Origin of the sequence: Dyadobacter endophyticus (genome assembly GCF_014641595.1) — a bacterium.
In the GTDB taxonomy this organism is placed as follows: domain Bacteria; phylum Bacteroidota; class Bacteroidia; order Cytophagales; family Spirosomataceae; genus Dyadobacter; species Dyadobacter endophyticus.
In genome coordinates this window covers 1,362,424-1,377,042 of record NZ_BMIA01000001.1, presented here as the reverse complement: position 1 = coordinate 1,377,042, position 14,619 = coordinate 1,362,424, and the positions used below count along the sequence as shown (strand labels likewise).

12 protein-coding genes and 1 pseudogene are annotated in these 14,619 nt (G+C 47.5%); 8 read left to right on the top strand and 5 right to left on the bottom strand.

The window, feature by feature from the left end; all coding sequences use genetic code 11:
* Window positions 1-20: 20 nt before the first annotated feature.
* Window positions 21-572: an alpha/beta fold hydrolase gene (locus IEY24_RS05600; protein WP_188929493.1), complete on the bottom strand. Its 552-nt coding sequence runs from the start codon at window positions 570-572 to the stop codon at window positions 21-23.
* 202 nt (window positions 573-774) lie between these two features.
* Between IEY24_RS05600 and IEY24_RS33005 the strand changes: the two genes are divergently transcribed.
* From IEY24_RS33005 to IEY24_RS05585, 3 genes are all read left to right on the top strand, one after another.
* Window positions 775-1,557, top strand: coding sequence for a helix-turn-helix domain-containing protein (locus IEY24_RS33005; RefSeq protein WP_188929492.1), 783 nt, complete (start codon window positions 775-777; stop codon window positions 1,555-1,557).
* Window positions 1,558-1,620: 63 nt separating this feature from the next.
* Window positions 1,621-2,163 carry a dihydrofolate reductase family protein gene (locus IEY24_RS05590; protein ID WP_188929491.1) on the top strand — a complete coding sequence of 181 codons (543 nt, stop codon included), beginning with the start codon at window positions 1,621-1,623 and terminating at the stop codon, window positions 2,161-2,163.
* Window positions 2,164-2,383: 220 nt separating this feature from the next.
* Window positions 2,384-3,445 carry a carboxymuconolactone decarboxylase family protein gene (locus tag IEY24_RS05585; protein ID WP_188929490.1) on the top strand — a complete coding sequence of 354 codons (1,062 nt, stop codon included), beginning with the start codon at window positions 2,384-2,386 and terminating at the stop codon, window positions 3,443-3,445.
* A gap of 41 nt (window positions 3,446-3,486) precedes the next feature.
* On the opposite strand, the gene IEY24_RS05580 is transcribed toward IEY24_RS05585, so the two are convergent.
* Window positions 3,487-4,494: a PI-PLC domain-containing protein gene (locus IEY24_RS05580; RefSeq protein WP_188929485.1), complete on the bottom strand. Its 1,008-nt coding sequence runs from the start codon at window positions 4,492-4,494 to the stop codon at window positions 3,487-3,489.
* Window positions 4,495-4,540: 46 nt separating this feature from the next.
* Window positions 4,541-5,584, bottom strand: coding sequence for a methyltransferase (locus IEY24_RS05575; protein WP_188929483.1), 1,044 nt, complete (start codon window positions 5,582-5,584; stop codon window positions 4,541-4,543).
* A 357-nt stretch (window positions 5,585-5,941) separates the two neighbouring features.
* Between IEY24_RS05575 and IEY24_RS05570 the strand changes: the two genes are divergently transcribed.
* From IEY24_RS05570 to IEY24_RS05560, 3 genes are all read left to right on the top strand, one after another.
* Window positions 5,942-7,222: a flippase gene (locus IEY24_RS05570; protein ID WP_229221452.1), complete on the top strand. Its 1,281-nt coding sequence runs from the start codon at window positions 5,942-5,944 to the stop codon at window positions 7,220-7,222.
* Window positions 7,223-7,524: 302 nt separating this feature from the next.
* Window positions 7,525-8,184 (top strand): FkbM family methyltransferase, encoded by a 660-nt coding sequence (locus IEY24_RS05565; RefSeq protein ID WP_188929479.1) that lies wholly within the window; start codon window positions 7,525-7,527, stop codon window positions 8,182-8,184.
* Window positions 8,185-8,228: 44 nt separating this feature from the next.
* Window positions 8,229-9,194, top strand: coding sequence for a nucleotide-diphospho-sugar transferase (locus IEY24_RS05560; RefSeq protein WP_229221450.1), 966 nt, complete (start codon window positions 8,229-8,231; stop codon window positions 9,192-9,194).
* Window positions 9,195-9,232: 38 nt separating this feature from the next.
* Here the strand turns inward: IEY24_RS05560 and IEY24_RS05555 are convergent, their stop codons facing one another.
* Together IEY24_RS05555 and IEY24_RS05550 are read right to left on the bottom strand one after the other, a co-directional pair.
* A complete protein-coding gene (locus IEY24_RS05555) occupies window positions 9,233-10,282 on the bottom strand; it encodes an alpha/beta fold hydrolase (RefSeq protein WP_188929477.1) in 1,050 nt (349 codons plus the stop codon).
* A gap of 167 nt (window positions 10,283-10,449) precedes the next feature.
* Window positions 10,450-11,739 carry an epoxide hydrolase family protein gene (locus IEY24_RS05550; RefSeq protein ID WP_188929475.1) on the bottom strand — a complete coding sequence of 430 codons (1,290 nt, stop codon included), beginning with the start codon at window positions 11,737-11,739 and terminating at the stop codon, window positions 10,450-10,452.
* Window positions 11,740-12,034: 295 nt separating this feature from the next.
* Here IEY24_RS05550 and IEY24_RS05545 point away from each other — a divergent pair.
* Both IEY24_RS05545 and IEY24_RS05540 read left to right on the top strand, forming a co-directional pair.
* Window positions 12,035-13,781: pseudogene (locus tag IEY24_RS05545) on the top strand (xanthine dehydrogenase family protein molybdopterin-binding subunit); the annotation flags it as partial.
* 254 nt (window positions 13,782-14,035) lie between these two features.
* Window positions 14,036-14,593 carry an RNA polymerase sigma-70 factor gene (locus IEY24_RS05540; protein ID WP_188929473.1) on the top strand — a complete coding sequence of 186 codons (558 nt, stop codon included), beginning with the start codon at window positions 14,036-14,038 and terminating at the stop codon, window positions 14,591-14,593.
* The last annotated feature ends 26 nt before the right edge of the window (window positions 14,594-14,619 follow it).

The window sequence follows — 14,619 nt, the reverse complement described above, 5'->3', positions numbered from 1 at the left end:
TCTGCACCTGGCTTTTACTGCTATTGAAAAAGCCGAATAATGTCAGCTGCTACAACACTCAGATCATCATTAAACTGATGTCCGCCGGTCGGAACTTCGCGGAAAGTCGCCCAGGGAAGATGTTGTTTGTAAATCTCCAATTGCTCAACCGGTACATCCTCGTCATCAAGACAATGGTAAAGAAACAGAGGCGTCTTGCTGCCGATCTTCTCTGCGAAATCCGAGCGCAATTTGAATGCTTCCACCCAGTCCTGGCTACCTTGCCAGAAAGGTGTCGCAATCAGGAATACTCCCGCAATTCTTTGCTCTATTTCAAATTCAGAAAGGCAGGCCAGTAACATCGAAGCACCGAACGAATGGCCAACTAAAATTACGCCGTCGCCACTTTCGGATATGGCTTGACTAATTTGCCGCCGTCTTCCAAGGTCCGGAGTGCCTTCGTCCGGCAAAAATGGGTATTGAATATCGTAAGACTGTCCCAGGTGAGCTTCCAAGGACTCCACCAGTTTTTTGTCGGCTTCAAAATCCTCTTTTGAACCGCCGCCGTGAAAGAATATGATTTGCTTTGCCATGAGACTTTGAATTTGAAACAGATTATTTGAGTTGCATATTTTTAGGCGATAACCAGCAGGCGTGCGCAAGCGGATTGATATTGGCACGCAGGAAGCATATCTCAAAAATAGAAAACCCTGTAACCTCCGGTGTAGGCAAACCCGGCCATTTAAGAGGGGCATCTGCGACAAAGACACCACTTATATTTTATATTTTTGCCTTATGCACGTTCGATCGTATATTATTCTGCCGCAGTTACGAAACTACGTAAAATCAATATGTTCCATGGAGTGCGAGGGAGGCGCAGACTGGAGTCAAGTCCGGGTGTTGCCGGATACCTGTGTGGAATTATTTCTTAACTATACCAGTACCCCAATTGCGGTCATAGATCAGGAGCTTTATAAGCGCAGTATTGTTTGTTTTCGACTGAGTCGCCCCGTGGACGTTCAAATGCGTAAAGGATCTGGCTGTCTGGCCGTCTGCTTTCACCCCGGAATGGCATATCTATTCTTTCGTATGCCGATGCACTTATTTAAGGATACCACTATCAATTTCTTCGACGTTTGGAATGGCGCCACTTCCGAATTAGAGGATAAACTAGCGGGCATTCCCAACGATGAAGGACGCAGCGCCGTCGTGCAAGACTTTTTGCTCCGGCAATTGACATTGGAAAAACAGGATTTGCAGGTGGCTTATTGCCTCGGCAAGGCACAGCTTACCCGGGGCTCAATAGCTGTTCGCAAACTAGCCGAAGAAACAGGCCTTAGCCAACGTCAGCTGTCGAGAAGATTTCACCAGAGTATTGGCTTATCTCCCAAAGAATACCTGGGTGTTTGCAGGTTCAATTCTTCACTTCAATATCTGGCAAATTATCCGGATATGTCGCTTACAGAAATCGCACACCTAAGCGGGTACTACGATCAGGCACATTTTATACGCGACTACAAGGTTTACACAGGCCATTCCCCCGGCGAGGTCGTAGCTGCAAGCCACATTTTGTTTTGATGTCCATTTCGTACAATTCCGATAAGTCGGAGGAATGTAGTTTTGCTGAAAAACGATCACGATATGCGAAAATTGATTTTAGGACTGGCAATCACATTAGATGGATACATTGAGGGGCCAAATGGGGAATTTGACTGGTGCTTTACCGACCAGGATTATGGCTTGAACGAGTTCTTCACGGGAATAGATGCCATCTTTATTGGGCGTAAGAGTTATGAGATCGCACAACAATTTGCAGAAAGCAACGACGGGGAAGTAATTCCGGGCATGCCTCAACTGACAGAATATGTTTTTTCTAAAACTTTAAAATCGGCGAAAAATGGGGCAATCCTCATCGCAGAGGACGCTATGGATAAAGCGCGTAAAATCAAGGAGCAACCTGGTAAAGACATTTGGTTATACGGCGGAGCTTCCCTTGCCGAGGCTATGATGAACGAGGGCCTTGTCGACGAGTTATGGCTATCGGTACATCCTATATTGCTTGGCGGTGGCAAGCCATTGTTCGGTCAGTCGGGCAGCCGTACCCACCTTACACTGATAGATAGCAAGTCCTATCCGACAGGCCTATTGTCGCTCCGTTACAGTGTTGACAAAGACAGTAAATGATAGAAGTCCGGTGTGATGCGTACACGCCGGACCCGGGACACCAGCATGACAATCTCCGCATCCGCCGAATCAGTAAAAGTGGTAAATACTTCCGTATTCTGTATAAATGCGGGGAAGAGCGTAACGGCTAAATTTGCAAATGATTTGAAGATACCGGGTTAATCAGAAATTTGGGTTTTGAGCGTGAATAGAAGCTAACAAACAGTAAATCAGCACAACAATGAGCAAAAATAAACTTTGGATACTACTTTTTGCTTTCACCGTTATGGCCAGTACAATGAACGCACAGGACAAAACCAGCGGTACTGCCGCGTTGAATGTACACCAGCACACCATGGCAGCGATTGCGGCCCTGACCGCTACGGGCAACATGCAGCAACTCAAAAGCGCCCTGAACGCGGGGTTGGACGCAGGACTGACCGTCAACGAAATCAAGGAAGCGCAAGTGCAGCTTTATGCATATTGCGGTTTCCCCCGGAGCCTGAATGCCATCCATGCACTAATGGCCGTTCTCGACGAACGCAAAACCAGGGGAATTAATGATGTGGAGGGAAAAGACGCTAGCCCGGTAACGGGCACAGCGGATAAATTCGAAACCGGAAAGCGAACGTTACAGCAATTGACCGGCAAAGAAGAAATTGGACCAAAAACCGGGGCCAATGCTTTTGCCCCGGTGATCGATACTTTTTTGAAAGAGCATTTGTTTGCCGATATATTCAGCCGCGATGTTTTGAATCATCGCCAGCGTGAATTTATAACCATTTCCGCTTTGGCCGCCATGCCCGGCGTGGAGCCGCAGTTGCAGGCACACATCGGGATGGGCAAGAATACAGGCATTACGGACCGCCAACTAGCCGAACTTGCAGACGTGATCGAAAAAAACGCCGGAAGGGCGCAGGCCAATACATTGAGGAAGCTCCTGAACCAACCGGTATCACCGGTTACCCAGCCCGATATGATGGTCAGGATTTCCGAGATCGAAATTCTCCCCGAGCATCTGGAAGCGTATAAAACCATCCTGGAAAAGGAATCGTCCGAATCCATAGCAATCGAGCCAGGTGTCATTGCCATTTACCCTATGTATCAGAAGGAAACCCCGACTCAGATCAGAATATTGGAGATCTACGCCAACCAGGCTGCATACCGGTCGCATTTACAGACGCCCCATTTCCTGCATTACAAAACCAGCACGCTGAAAATGGTCAAATCCTTAAAGCTGGTGGATATGGATGCCATTGACGAGCAGATGATGCCTGTAATTTTTAAAAAACTGGGCGAATAAGGTAGCCAACCCAGGCGTAGCGCTTCCCGCCTGCCCCTGAATTAAAAGCTACCATTTAACAATCCCTGACATACCGGGACGAAATCACCATGTATGCCGGAGAAGTCCAGTAACAAAATATTGGGTTGTTGCGCTCCGCCCTCGCCATTCCACCATTTTTTGTATTCTTCGATGATGAGGGGGTTAATTAAATTCGAACCGGCAAAGTTCTGGCTGTGGTCATCAACTAAATTCATATTATTATACCCCAGTATCGACTGGCTAATCCAGAACCGCGATAAGTCCCTGCCATCAGGTGTCGTCTTCAACAGATATTTATACTGATCCTCGATAGTTCCATCCACCATCTCTTTCCAGGTCCAGGTTGCATAACCCAGATTTGAAAAACGTTCCTTTAAACTTTCAGACATTTTCCAGATATTTTTTCTTTCCGCATTCGTTGCATCCGGAATTTCATCCCCATCAACTGCGGCAGGGTTTCCATCTGTCACATCGATATCAGGCGCATTGTCACCCTTGTCGTTATTTACTACAAGAACTTGTTGCTTATTAGAAATACACGAACCATAAGTGGGAATGGATGCGCTTCGTGGAATCAACAATGATCCAAAGCAATCGTTAATGCAATGTATCAGCGACTGACCATCTTTATAGTTAAAACTCTGTCCCCAGACCGAGGAAAAGTCGTAAAGATTTAAAATCACAATCTCGCTCGGGTGCAAGTTGCAAAATGCTTTGACCTGATAAAAAATCGAGTTTCTCTTCTTCTCATATTCTTCGTTCCATTTATAATGACAATATGGATTATCCCTTGATTCATCTGAGCCGTGATGAGAGAAAAACTCTCCATTGTCAATCCTGAAACGAAAATCAAAATACCGCACTCCTGCTTTGAGCTGGTCGGCTATCGACAATCCCTGCGTCATGCTCCTCGTGGTTATACCACCATAAGACCCTGCGTCGTGGCTGCCGGGAAGTGGAATACGGTTTAATGGGAGGTTTGTCAGCTTTGAAGCAACCGACTTCATCCAGTCTGGATAATCTGCCATAATTGAATTGTTAAGTAGGTGGATAAAATATTTTAACTGGCAAAACTTACTTCATGGCGATGGCTGCGCTGGTCGGGCCGACCAGGTGGAGCAGTGATGTGGAACCGAATCCCACTTGCCGGGCCCACCGGTCGAAGTCGGCCATGGTATAATCGAATCCGGTGCCCGTTTCGATCAGCATATTTAAACTCATCAATAGCCCGAATACATTGGCCTTTCTATCCTCGTCGATGACATTTTCAATGGCTACAAAAACTCCTCCTTCGGGCAGAGCAGCGTACGCGCTCCTCATCAGGCCGATTTTTTGCTCCTCATCCCAGTCATGAAGGATGTTGCCCATGACCACCATATCAGCGGCAGGAAAAGCATCGTTGAAAAAGTCGCCCGATACCGCCTTGACCCGATCGCTTAAACCCGCTTTCAAGATTGTTTTCTCCGCAATGGCGGTCACGCCCGGGAGGTCCATGTTTACGCAGGACATGTGTGGCTGGTGTCTGGCAACCAGTATAGAGAGCAAGCCACTACAACCACCAGCATCGGTCAGCGTTTTGTATTTTGAAAAATCGAACTTTTCAGCAAAGGCCATAAATGCCCCTACCTGGATGCTGCTCATTGCATTCACAAAGTTTTCCAGCTGCTCAGGTGATTGATATATATTGTCAAACAGATTCCCCCCATGCCTGGCTTCATTTTGTGGCTTCCCGGTTCTCAACCCTTCTTCCAACGTTCCCCAGAAGCCATACAGACGATCGTTAAGCATTTTGAGCATTCCCCCCACGTAGGTCGGCTTTTTCAGGTCCAGAAACAGGTCGGTATCCGTAGTGTTGGCATAGGTAGCGGTTTCGAGGATACCCTGGCGGCTTAAAAAGCCAAACCCGGCGAGTGCATCTAAAAAGTCGTACATATTCCGGTCGCTGCAGTGCAGATTCAGCTTTTGTTTCAACTGGCCGGCGGTCAGCGGGCTGCGCTCTGCCAGAAGGGTAAACAGGTCGAACTCGACGGCGGCCAGCAGTACTTTTGATGCCCAAAAGCCCGTGCCCATTTGCAGGATGCTTTCGGGGGAAGGTTGTGTAGCGTGATTCGTTGTCATTGCTATCGGGAGATATTTAGGTTATGCAAATCAGCCAGTGTGAAAAAGGGAATGGCATGGCGTAAAAACCACGTTACAAACGTATCGACGGCCTCCGGGATGCAGGTGGACTATACGCTCAAAAAGGTGGACTATTGTCCCAGTGGCCGGAATCCGCCCGGAGAATGGTCAAATTCTTCCTAAAACAACCAACCGGATTAATGTGTGCCCGGCTGATTTCAAAAGCGGGATTTGGCAGACTCTGCATTGTTTATCTATATTTGACCTTGTCATTTACCATTATTCCGCCTTTCCCGGGTTATCAAATCATTCCGTTCAATGCCGTTCACAGTATACGTAGATAAAATCAGAGCGAGGATGCACAGTCCGGTTCTGCTCAATATTTTATGGCTTTCGTTCGACAAAGCAAGTCGACTGCTGATTGGGATGGTCGTTGGAATTTGGGTAGCCAGGTATTTGGGACCGTCTCAATGGGGGGAGCTAAATTATTCGCTGGCAATTATCAGTATCCTCGTTGCTATCGCAAATTTAGGCATGGACGGATTTCTGGTGAAAGAAATAGTCTCCAGTCCTGATAAGCGGAATGAAATTCTTGGGACGGCATTCATCACTCGTTTGATCCTGATACCGCTGGGGCTAATTGCGGCTGCACTCTATCTTTATCTTCTTGACTCTCCTGTCAACTCCTACTATATTTTAGCCTTGCTGTCGCCAAGTTTTCTGATAGCGCCATTGGATGTCATCGACCTGGACTTTCAGTCCCGTCTACAAAGCAAATTGACGGTTGTTTCGAAAAACCTGGGATATTTTGTCGGGGCTGCGATAAAGGTGTATTTTCTTTATTCACAAAAGTCGCTTTTGTGGTTCGCGGCAGCGGTTGGTATCGAAACTGTGTTCTCATACTTGTTCCTGGTTTTCAATTATCAGCGAAAACAAAGCATCCTCAGATGGTCATTCAGTAAAAGCAGGGCTGGTGAGCTTCTCAGGGCAGGATGGCCATTCATGATCTCCAATATTGCCGTTATACTTTACATGAGGGTCGATCAATTGATGATTGGCAGCCTTGCGGGTAAAGTTGAGCTAGGCCTTTTTAGTTCTGCGGTTAAGGTAACAGACATTTTCGTTTTTATTCCAATTGCCGTTTCTGGAAGTTACCTATCAACCCTTGTAAAGGTAAAAAAGGAGGCGTCAGATCTAATCTTTATCGAGAAGATCCACCATTTCTTCGTGTGGATGGCCAGGCTATCGATATTGATTGCAGTTTCGGTAAGCTTCTTCTCGTCACAAATCGTCGAAATATTATATGGTTCACAATATAGCGGCGCATCTGCAATTTTGATTGTTCACATCTGGGCCCTTGTGCCAATGTTTCTTGGCGTGGCGGCAGGGCAGTATTTAGTAATCGAAAATCTTCAACAATACAATGTCTACAAAACTGGCATTGGTTTACTGTTGAATGTCTTATTAAACCTTCTCCTAATCCCTAAAATGGGTGCGCTTGGTGCAGCTACTGCTACGCTGGTTTCTTATTACGTTTCGGCCATTTTCTCAAATTTCTTGTTCCCGGCAACAAGAAAACTGTTTATGCATCAAGTCAGATCTATCAAGATGATACTGGCTTTTAAATGGCAGCGATAAACGCCTACACTTAATGCCGGTTAGCAATCGATCTTCGCTTTTCTCATTTCTTTATACAGCCCAAACTATGGCCGCCTGCGTCCTGGTTCCGGCAGGAGACCGAATGTATACAGTGGCATTGACGGCGATCGGCACTCGGAAAGATGGTTTGCCCTGTATTTGTTATTTCAGGACAAAAGAATACCTTTACAAGCCTGGTTAATCGATTTTAAAGGCGTGTGCCGTTTATACAACCGGACCAACCATTGGCTCAAAAATTACCAATTTGTTGACTATTTTCGATAAGCAACCTAAAAGCGTTTATGTCCTTCCGTGATTACCTTCCTTTTTTTTCAAAAAGGAGTTCTTATGCGCAGCACGGGGAAGACATCATACTGATGTCATACCTGCAAAGTGTTTCCCAAGGTCTATTTGTGGATGTTGGTGCCCACCATCCATTCAGATTCTCGAATACTTATTTATTCTACCGTAGAGGTTGGCGCGGGATCAACATCGACCCAATGCCCGGAACGAAGAAGTTGTTTGACCGGCTACGCCCGGGCGACATCAACCTTGAAATGGGTATCGCCGGCCAGGAAGACTCCCTAACCTACTACATGTTCGATGAACCAGCCTTAAACAGCTTCTCCAAGGTTCTCTCCCAAGAACGTGATCAGCAGACAGCCTATAAGATTATTGGTGAAAAGAACATACCTGTGCGTCGCTTGGAACAGGTTTTGGAAGCACATCTTCCTGCGGGTAAGACCATTGACTTTTTGACTGTTGATGTTGAGGGGCTGGACACTGAGGTATTGGAAAGTAATAACTGGGAAAGATTTCGGCCAACTATGATTGTCGCCGAAGATCTGGATCTGGATTACAACAACTTAAAAAGTTCGGCTGTTTGTGCGTTGCTCTTCGCGCACGACTACAAACTTGTGGGAAAAACCCTGACAAGCCTGATTTTTAAATGCGGCAGATGACCGCTTCCAGGCGCCATTAAATATTAACTGATGAATTATCAGCCATGTACAAGACTATCTCCCCCGTTTTGTTTACCATTTTTAATCGGCCCGACACAACCCAGCTTGTATTTGAGAAGATAAGAGAATTTAAGCCAAGCAAACTTTATATAGCTGCGGACGGGCCAAGAGCCGATCGCGAGGGAGAAGACGCCCTGTGCCGGGAAACCAGAGGAGTGATCAATGTGGATTGGGATTGTGAAGTACAATATTTATATCGGTCCGAGAATTTGGGTTGCAAGTTGGGGATGAGCGGAGCCATTAAGTGGTTTTTCGAAAATGAACCCGAAGGAATCGTCCTGGAAGACGACTGTTTGCCCGGTGAAGACTTTTTCAGATTCTGTGATACACTGCTTGAAAAATACAGAGATGACACCCGCGTAGCCCATATCGCAGGAACACGAATGACACTCAACGACAAGTTCGGCGATGCCACTTACTACTTTTCCAAGTATACGCACATATGGGGCTGGGCTTCCTGGCGGCGGGTCTGGAAAAATTACGATGAAAATCTTACTATGAAGGACAGTTTTGTGCAGCAAGACCTTTTCAAATATATTTATTCCAAAAAAAAGATCACCGATCGCCTAACCAAAGTCTTGACTTTGGTTGAGACCGGGGGCATCAATACCTGGGATTTCCAGTACCTGTTCATGAATTTCTGGAATAACAGCCTTTGTATATGCCCGAATGTCAATTTGATCAGCAACATTGGTTTTGACCCGCGCGCAACGCACACGAGGGATAAAAATAACAAGTTCGCCAACATCCCGTTGGAAACCTTCACTGATATTGTGCACCCCAAATTCTTTGTCCCAATTTTAGATGCGGATTATTGTATACTAAAATTGGAAGAAGAGGATACGCTTACAATTCTAAAATCCAAAGTGAAGCACGCAATCAAACTTGGACTGCGTGCCTTAGGTGTCCGAAAAGCTGGAATACAGAAGCTCAAGAACCTTATCCCCTAGCCGGCCGGTCCGGCCTGTTTTCCAGCCAACACCCTTTTTCAAATCCAACCAGCCACCTCCAAAATCGCGTCTGCAAATGCTTTGGGCGCTTCCTGGGGTAGGTTATGGCCTATTCCACCCGTGATGGTGCGGTGGATATATTTCCCTTTGAATCGGACCGCGTAGGTGCTCGGATCCGGGTGCGGTGCACCGTTTGCATCGCCTTCAAGTGTTATAGATGGCACTGTAATGTCGGGCATTGTCGCCAGCTTCGTTTCCAGTTGATCGTATTTGGCCTCGCCTTTGGTCAGGCCCAGTCGCCAACGATAGTTGTCTACGACTATTTTTACATGATCCGGATTTTTGAATGAGTCGGCTGAATGGTTGTAAGTTTCCTCACTGAAATGCCAGGTTGGTGAAGCTGTCTGCCAGATCAATTTGTTAAATTCGGCTGTATTCGCCTGATAACCTGCCGCCCCACGCTCGGTGGCGAAATAGTATTGGTACCACCATAGTAACTCCGCTTTTGGACTCAAAGGTGCCTTGTTACCTTGCTGGCTGCCGATCAGATAGCCGCTCACCGATACAAGTCCCTGGACCCGCTCCGGCCATAGCGCCGCCATGATGTCTGCCGTGCGCGCACCCCAGTCAAAACCTCCCACAATCGCATTCTTAATTTTCAAGGCATCCATAAACGCGATCATATCCACCGCCAGGGCTGCTTGCTGCCCGTTACGCGGCGTTTCCGATGAAAGAAATTCCGTGCTGCCATAACCACGCAGGTAGGGTATCAGTACCCGGAAGCCCTTCGCCGCCAATATTTCCGACACTTCCTTATAGCTGTAAATGTCATAAGGCCAGCCATGAATAAGGAGCACAGGCTTCCCATCGGCCGGACCGGCTTCTACATAACCCACATTGAGCACACCGGCTTCAATGTGTTTGATACGATCAAATGGACTACCGGCCGGATTTGTTTGTCCGGCGATGACTGTCGCGTGCTTACCGGACTTCGCGGTTACCGGCGATGCGCCAAAAAACGACAATCCAGTCAATACGAAGGCCAAACTTCCGATTATGTTGCGTTTGAAATTCAGGTGCGTTTTCATTTGTATTTTGTTTAAAATCTTTAAAAATAGTTCGTTTCAATGGCTTAAAACTAATGTCCCGGATCTTTAAATGACTGTGGAAACGGATTGAAATGGACGAATAAAGGGCTGATTCGGGCAGGTGGTATTTCGAACCGGACCTGCCCTCGCGGTTTACGTGTCAATCGTTACTTGCCAACAATCTTATCTTGTCTCAATGATTTGAAGGCAGCCCGCAATTCCTCGGCAAACAGTTGCGGCTCTTCCCACTGTGCAAAGTGACCGCCCTTGGTTACCTCGTGAAAGTAAATAAGCTTATGGTAGCTTTTTTCGGCCCAGCTTTTGGGAGCCTGGTATATTTCGCCCGGGAACACGGTAATGGCAGCAGGAATGGAGATGTCTACTGCGTTGAAATTGTTGGCATTATTCTCCCAATACAATTGTGCTCCCGATGTGGCCGTGTTGGTGAGCCAGTATAGCGATATGTCATCCAGCATTTCATCTTTGGTAAGCGATTTTTCAGGGCTGCCTCCGCTGAACGTCCAGTCCGCAAACTTGTCGTAGAAGAAAGCGGCGAGGCCAACCGGTGAGTCGGATAAGCTGTATCCGATCGTCTGCGGACGGGTTACCATAATGCCCGCATAACCACCACCTCTCGTATATAAATGATTTAATGAGTTGTAAGCAGCCTTTTCTTTGGCAGACAAACCTGCCGGAGCGGGACTGCCGCTCGCGAGCAGTTTGGCTATGTCGGGCGGAACGGTCGCCGGCATATTTACGTGAATACCTAACAAACCCTCGGGTTTTTGTGCGGCCATTCGGTCGGCTACTACCGATCCCCAGTCGCCACCGCTCGAAACATACGTTTTATAACCTAATCGCTTCATCAAAACATCCCAGGCCCGGCCGATGCGGTCGGCACCCCATCCTGTACCGGTCGGTTTGCCGGAGAAGCCGTAGCCCGGCATGGAGGGAATCACAACGTCAAAGGCATCTTCCGCCTTGCCGCCGTAAGCCTCCGGGTTTGTAAGTGGTTCAATAATTTTCAAAAGCTCAAAGACCGAACCGGGCCATCCGTGGGTGATGACCATTGGTAGTGCCTTCGGATTTTTCGATCGTACATGGATAAACTGAATGTCGATTCCGTCGATATTGGTGATGAACTGAGGCAAGGCGTTGAGCCTGGCTTCTGCTTTTCGCCAGTCGTAACCGTTACCCCAATATTCAACCAGTTCTTTCATTTTGGCCAATTGCACACCCTGGGAGCGGTCCGTCACCGTTTCTTTTTCAGCCCAGCGCGTATTCAATACACGTTTTCGGAGATCTGCCACGGCTTCTTCGGAAACCTTAACATGGTAGGGCCGTATCGAGGCGGACGCCCCGTCGCCCGGCGTTTTTTGTGCAAATACAGGTGCACCGGAAAATAGCAGTGCGCCAATCAATGTTTTACCCATAAGGGCGGTTATTTGCGTTTTCATTGTCCTACTGTTTGAGTTTTTTAATTCTTGGCTCAAAAGTATCGGAGGCCTATTTGCCGACCCATCAGCAAATAAGTAAAGTGGACAATGTTGCTTCCGAACCAGGCATATCCGGCGGTAAAAAAGACTCGTCAATAGTCGGGGCTGGCAAATCAGGAATATTGGTAGAAGAATCATGAATTTGTATACAATCTGTTCTAAGCAAAAAGGGAAACTTCGTAACTTAACTTTTCCCTCTCGCATTGCCTATCGGCATGGCGGCGTGCTGAATACGATGAATTCGACAACCGAATAATATGGCGACATGGCCACCAAAGCGGCCACCCTGCCTGTACCGAAAGACCTGCAACTGAAAGCACCCAAAGATTTTACCATTGTCAGAACATCAAAAAAATGTAGAAGGGCAAAAGATCGTCACCGGGAAGCCGGTTTTTGGACTGGACTACCGGGTGGATGGCATGCTGATCGCGATGATCCAGCACCCGCCGGCATTTGGAATGAAACTAAAATCCTTTGATGCCGCGGAAACGCTCAAAATGCCGGGCATTAAAGACGTTTTCAGCCTGAAATTATACGAAGAGGGCTTTGAGCAGGGCGGGTTCGACACCCGCACATTCAATGAACTGCTGGTAGTGGTGGGTAATAGCACCTGGGAGGTCATGAATGCCCGCAAAAAGCTGATCACCAACTGGGAACCAGCAGGTGAGATCAAAGACACCATGGCAGGCAGAAGCGGCAAACGTGAGGTCGTCGTTCCGGGGGCGCTTGAAAGCACAAGCAAGCAAATGGAGCAGATGCAGGAGTATGCCAAAAAGCCTGCCCAGCAGTTGAGAAAAGACGGTGACCCTGAAACGGCTTTCAAGAATGCGGCACAAGTAATCGAGCGCACCTACAATGCGCCATTTCTTGCCCACAACTGCATGGAACCGATGAATTTCTTCGCCCATGTTACCGAGGAAAAAGCACTCCTGGTGGGGCCATTGCAAGCGCCCGGGTGGATCGAGCCTACGCTCGCAAAGATCTTGAACCTTCCTCCCGAAAAAATTGAAATACAAATGACCCGCATGGGCGGCGGCTTTGGTCGCAGGGCCTACGGACATTACCTCTCCGAAGCAGCCCTGATTTCCAGAAAGGTGAAAGCGCCGGTGAAACTTATGTACACCCGTGAGGACGATATGACCTACGGCATTTACCGGCCGATGTACACGGCCACTTATCGGGCGGCCCTGGATGCGGACAAAAACCTGATTGCCTTCCACGTCAAAGGAGGCGGTATCCCTGAGCATCCGGTGCATGCCAACCGTTTCCCAGCCGGAGCAGTAGATAACTACCTGGCCGAAGGCTGGCAGATCGCGTCCAATATCACAATAGGCGCTTTCAGGGCACCTCGTTCGAATTTCAACGCCGCCGCTGAGCAATCATTTCTGGATGAAGTGGCCGAAGCTATGGGCAAAGACCCGATTGAGTTCAGGTTAGCGCTTTTGAAAAGGGCCAAAGAAAATCCGGTAGGCAAAAACAACGAGTACGACGCCGACCGGTACGCCGGCGTGCTGAAACTGGTTCGTGACAAATCCAACTGGGGCAAGCCGGGTAATGAGAAATACAACCGGGGTGTGGCCGCTTACTTCTGCCACAATTCCTACGCGGCCCATGTGGTGGACATGGTGACCCGGAACGACCAACCGTATGTAGAGCGCGTGTTTAGCGCGATGGACTGTGGTATCGTCGTAAACCCGGATGCCGCAACAAATATGGTTCAAGGAGCGGTAGTAGATGGGATTGGCAATGCGTTTTACGGTGCTTTAACCCACAAGGACGGCACCCCGCAGCAAAGCAATTTTAACAGTTACCGCATTATTCGGCATAACGAAGCTCCGAAAAAGATAGAAGTCCACTTTGTGCAAAACGACATAGATCCGACCGGCCTGGGCGAGCCTCCGTTCCCACCCGTGTTTGGCGCAGTGGCCAATGCGCTTTATAAAAACAAAGGCAGGCGGTTTTATAATCAACCTTTTCAACCGGAAATGGATAAGGTGATTTGATACAGCTCAGACTGGGAAATCCACGTAGAGGCAGTTTTTAAAAAATCATTACTTTATAGACACGCTTTTTTAAAATTTAAAAGTTAAATATATATTTACAGGACAATATCTAGCTCATAGGAAGACATCACAAACGATTAGTGCAACGGGAAAATACCGTAATAAACAGCTGTATACTACGATAATTCCGCAAAACATGCCAAGCAACGGATACAAACCCAGTCTATCGTTAATATATACTAAACCCGTCTCCGATGAAGGAACAGCTTCGATATTGGACTGAACGAATCGCCCTGTTTGACGACCAATCAGCCTTCCGGAATCTGTTTTTTCATCTCTATGACTTTTTGCTTGCATGTGCATATGCGATTCTCAAAAACAAGGAGACTGCCGAGGAAGTTGTACTCGATACTTTTGTCAACCTATGGCGTAACCGCGGCCGGTTACCGGAAGTCAATAATGTGCAGGTCTACCTGTATGTGTCAACAAAAAACCTTTCACTCAAAACAGTCGCTCGCGACAACCGCAGGTATGATACCAGCTGGGACGATTTAGTGATTGATCATGAAGTAACCAGCACGCCATCTCCCGAAGAACTACTGATCTCTGACGAAACTGTCAGGCAGATTGAGCGCGCGATTGAAAGCTTGCCTCCCAAATGCAAGGTTATTTTTAAGATGGTTCGCGAGGACGGCCTTAAATACAAAGAGATTGCCCAAATCTTGGATATTTCAGTCAAAACGATTGACGCTCAAATGGCTATCGCGACAAAAAAAATCACCGAGTCCATTGGTTTTCTGCTGAATCAATAAATTTTAAAAAAATCTCCCGACGCTTA

Coding starts and splice junctions, on each gene's coding strand:
- IEY24_RS05580 (WP_188929485.1), bottom strand. CDS start 4,494: ATGGCAGATTATCCAGACTGGATGAAGTCGGTTGCTTCAAAGCTGACA.
- IEY24_RS05575 (WP_188929483.1), bottom strand. CDS start 5,584: ATGACAACGAATCACGCTACACAACCTTCCCCCGAAAGCATCCTGCAA.
- IEY24_RS05540 (WP_188929473.1), top strand. CDS start 14,036: ATGAAGGAACAGCTTCGATATTGGACTGAACGAATCGCCCTGTTTGAC.
- IEY24_RS05585 (WP_188929490.1), top strand. CDS start 2,384: ATGAGCAAAAATAAACTTTGGATACTACTTTTTGCTTTCACCGTTATG.
- IEY24_RS05590 (WP_188929491.1), top strand. CDS start 1,621: ATGCGAAAATTGATTTTAGGACTGGCAATCACATTAGATGGATACATT.
- IEY24_RS05600 (WP_188929493.1), bottom strand. CDS start 572: ATGGCAAAGCAAATCATATTCTTTCACGGCGGCGGTTCAAAAGAGGAT.
- IEY24_RS05550 (WP_188929475.1), bottom strand. CDS start 11,739: ATGAAAACGCAAATAACCGCCCTTATGGGTAAAACATTGATTGGCGCA.
- IEY24_RS05560 (WP_229221450.1), top strand. CDS start 8,229: ATGTACAAGACTATCTCCCCCGTTTTGTTTACCATTTTTAATCGGCCC.
- IEY24_RS33005 (WP_188929492.1), top strand. CDS start 775: ATGCACGTTCGATCGTATATTATTCTGCCGCAGTTACGAAACTACGTA.
- IEY24_RS05565 (WP_188929479.1), top strand. CDS start 7,525: ATGTCCTTCCGTGATTACCTTCCTTTTTTTTCAAAAAGGAGTTCTTAT.
- IEY24_RS05570 (WP_229221452.1), top strand. CDS start 5,942: ATGCACAGTCCGGTTCTGCTCAATATTTTATGGCTTTCGTTCGACAAA.
- IEY24_RS05555 (WP_188929477.1), bottom strand. CDS start 10,282: ATGAAAACGCACCTGAATTTCAAACGCAACATAATCGGAAGTTTGGCC.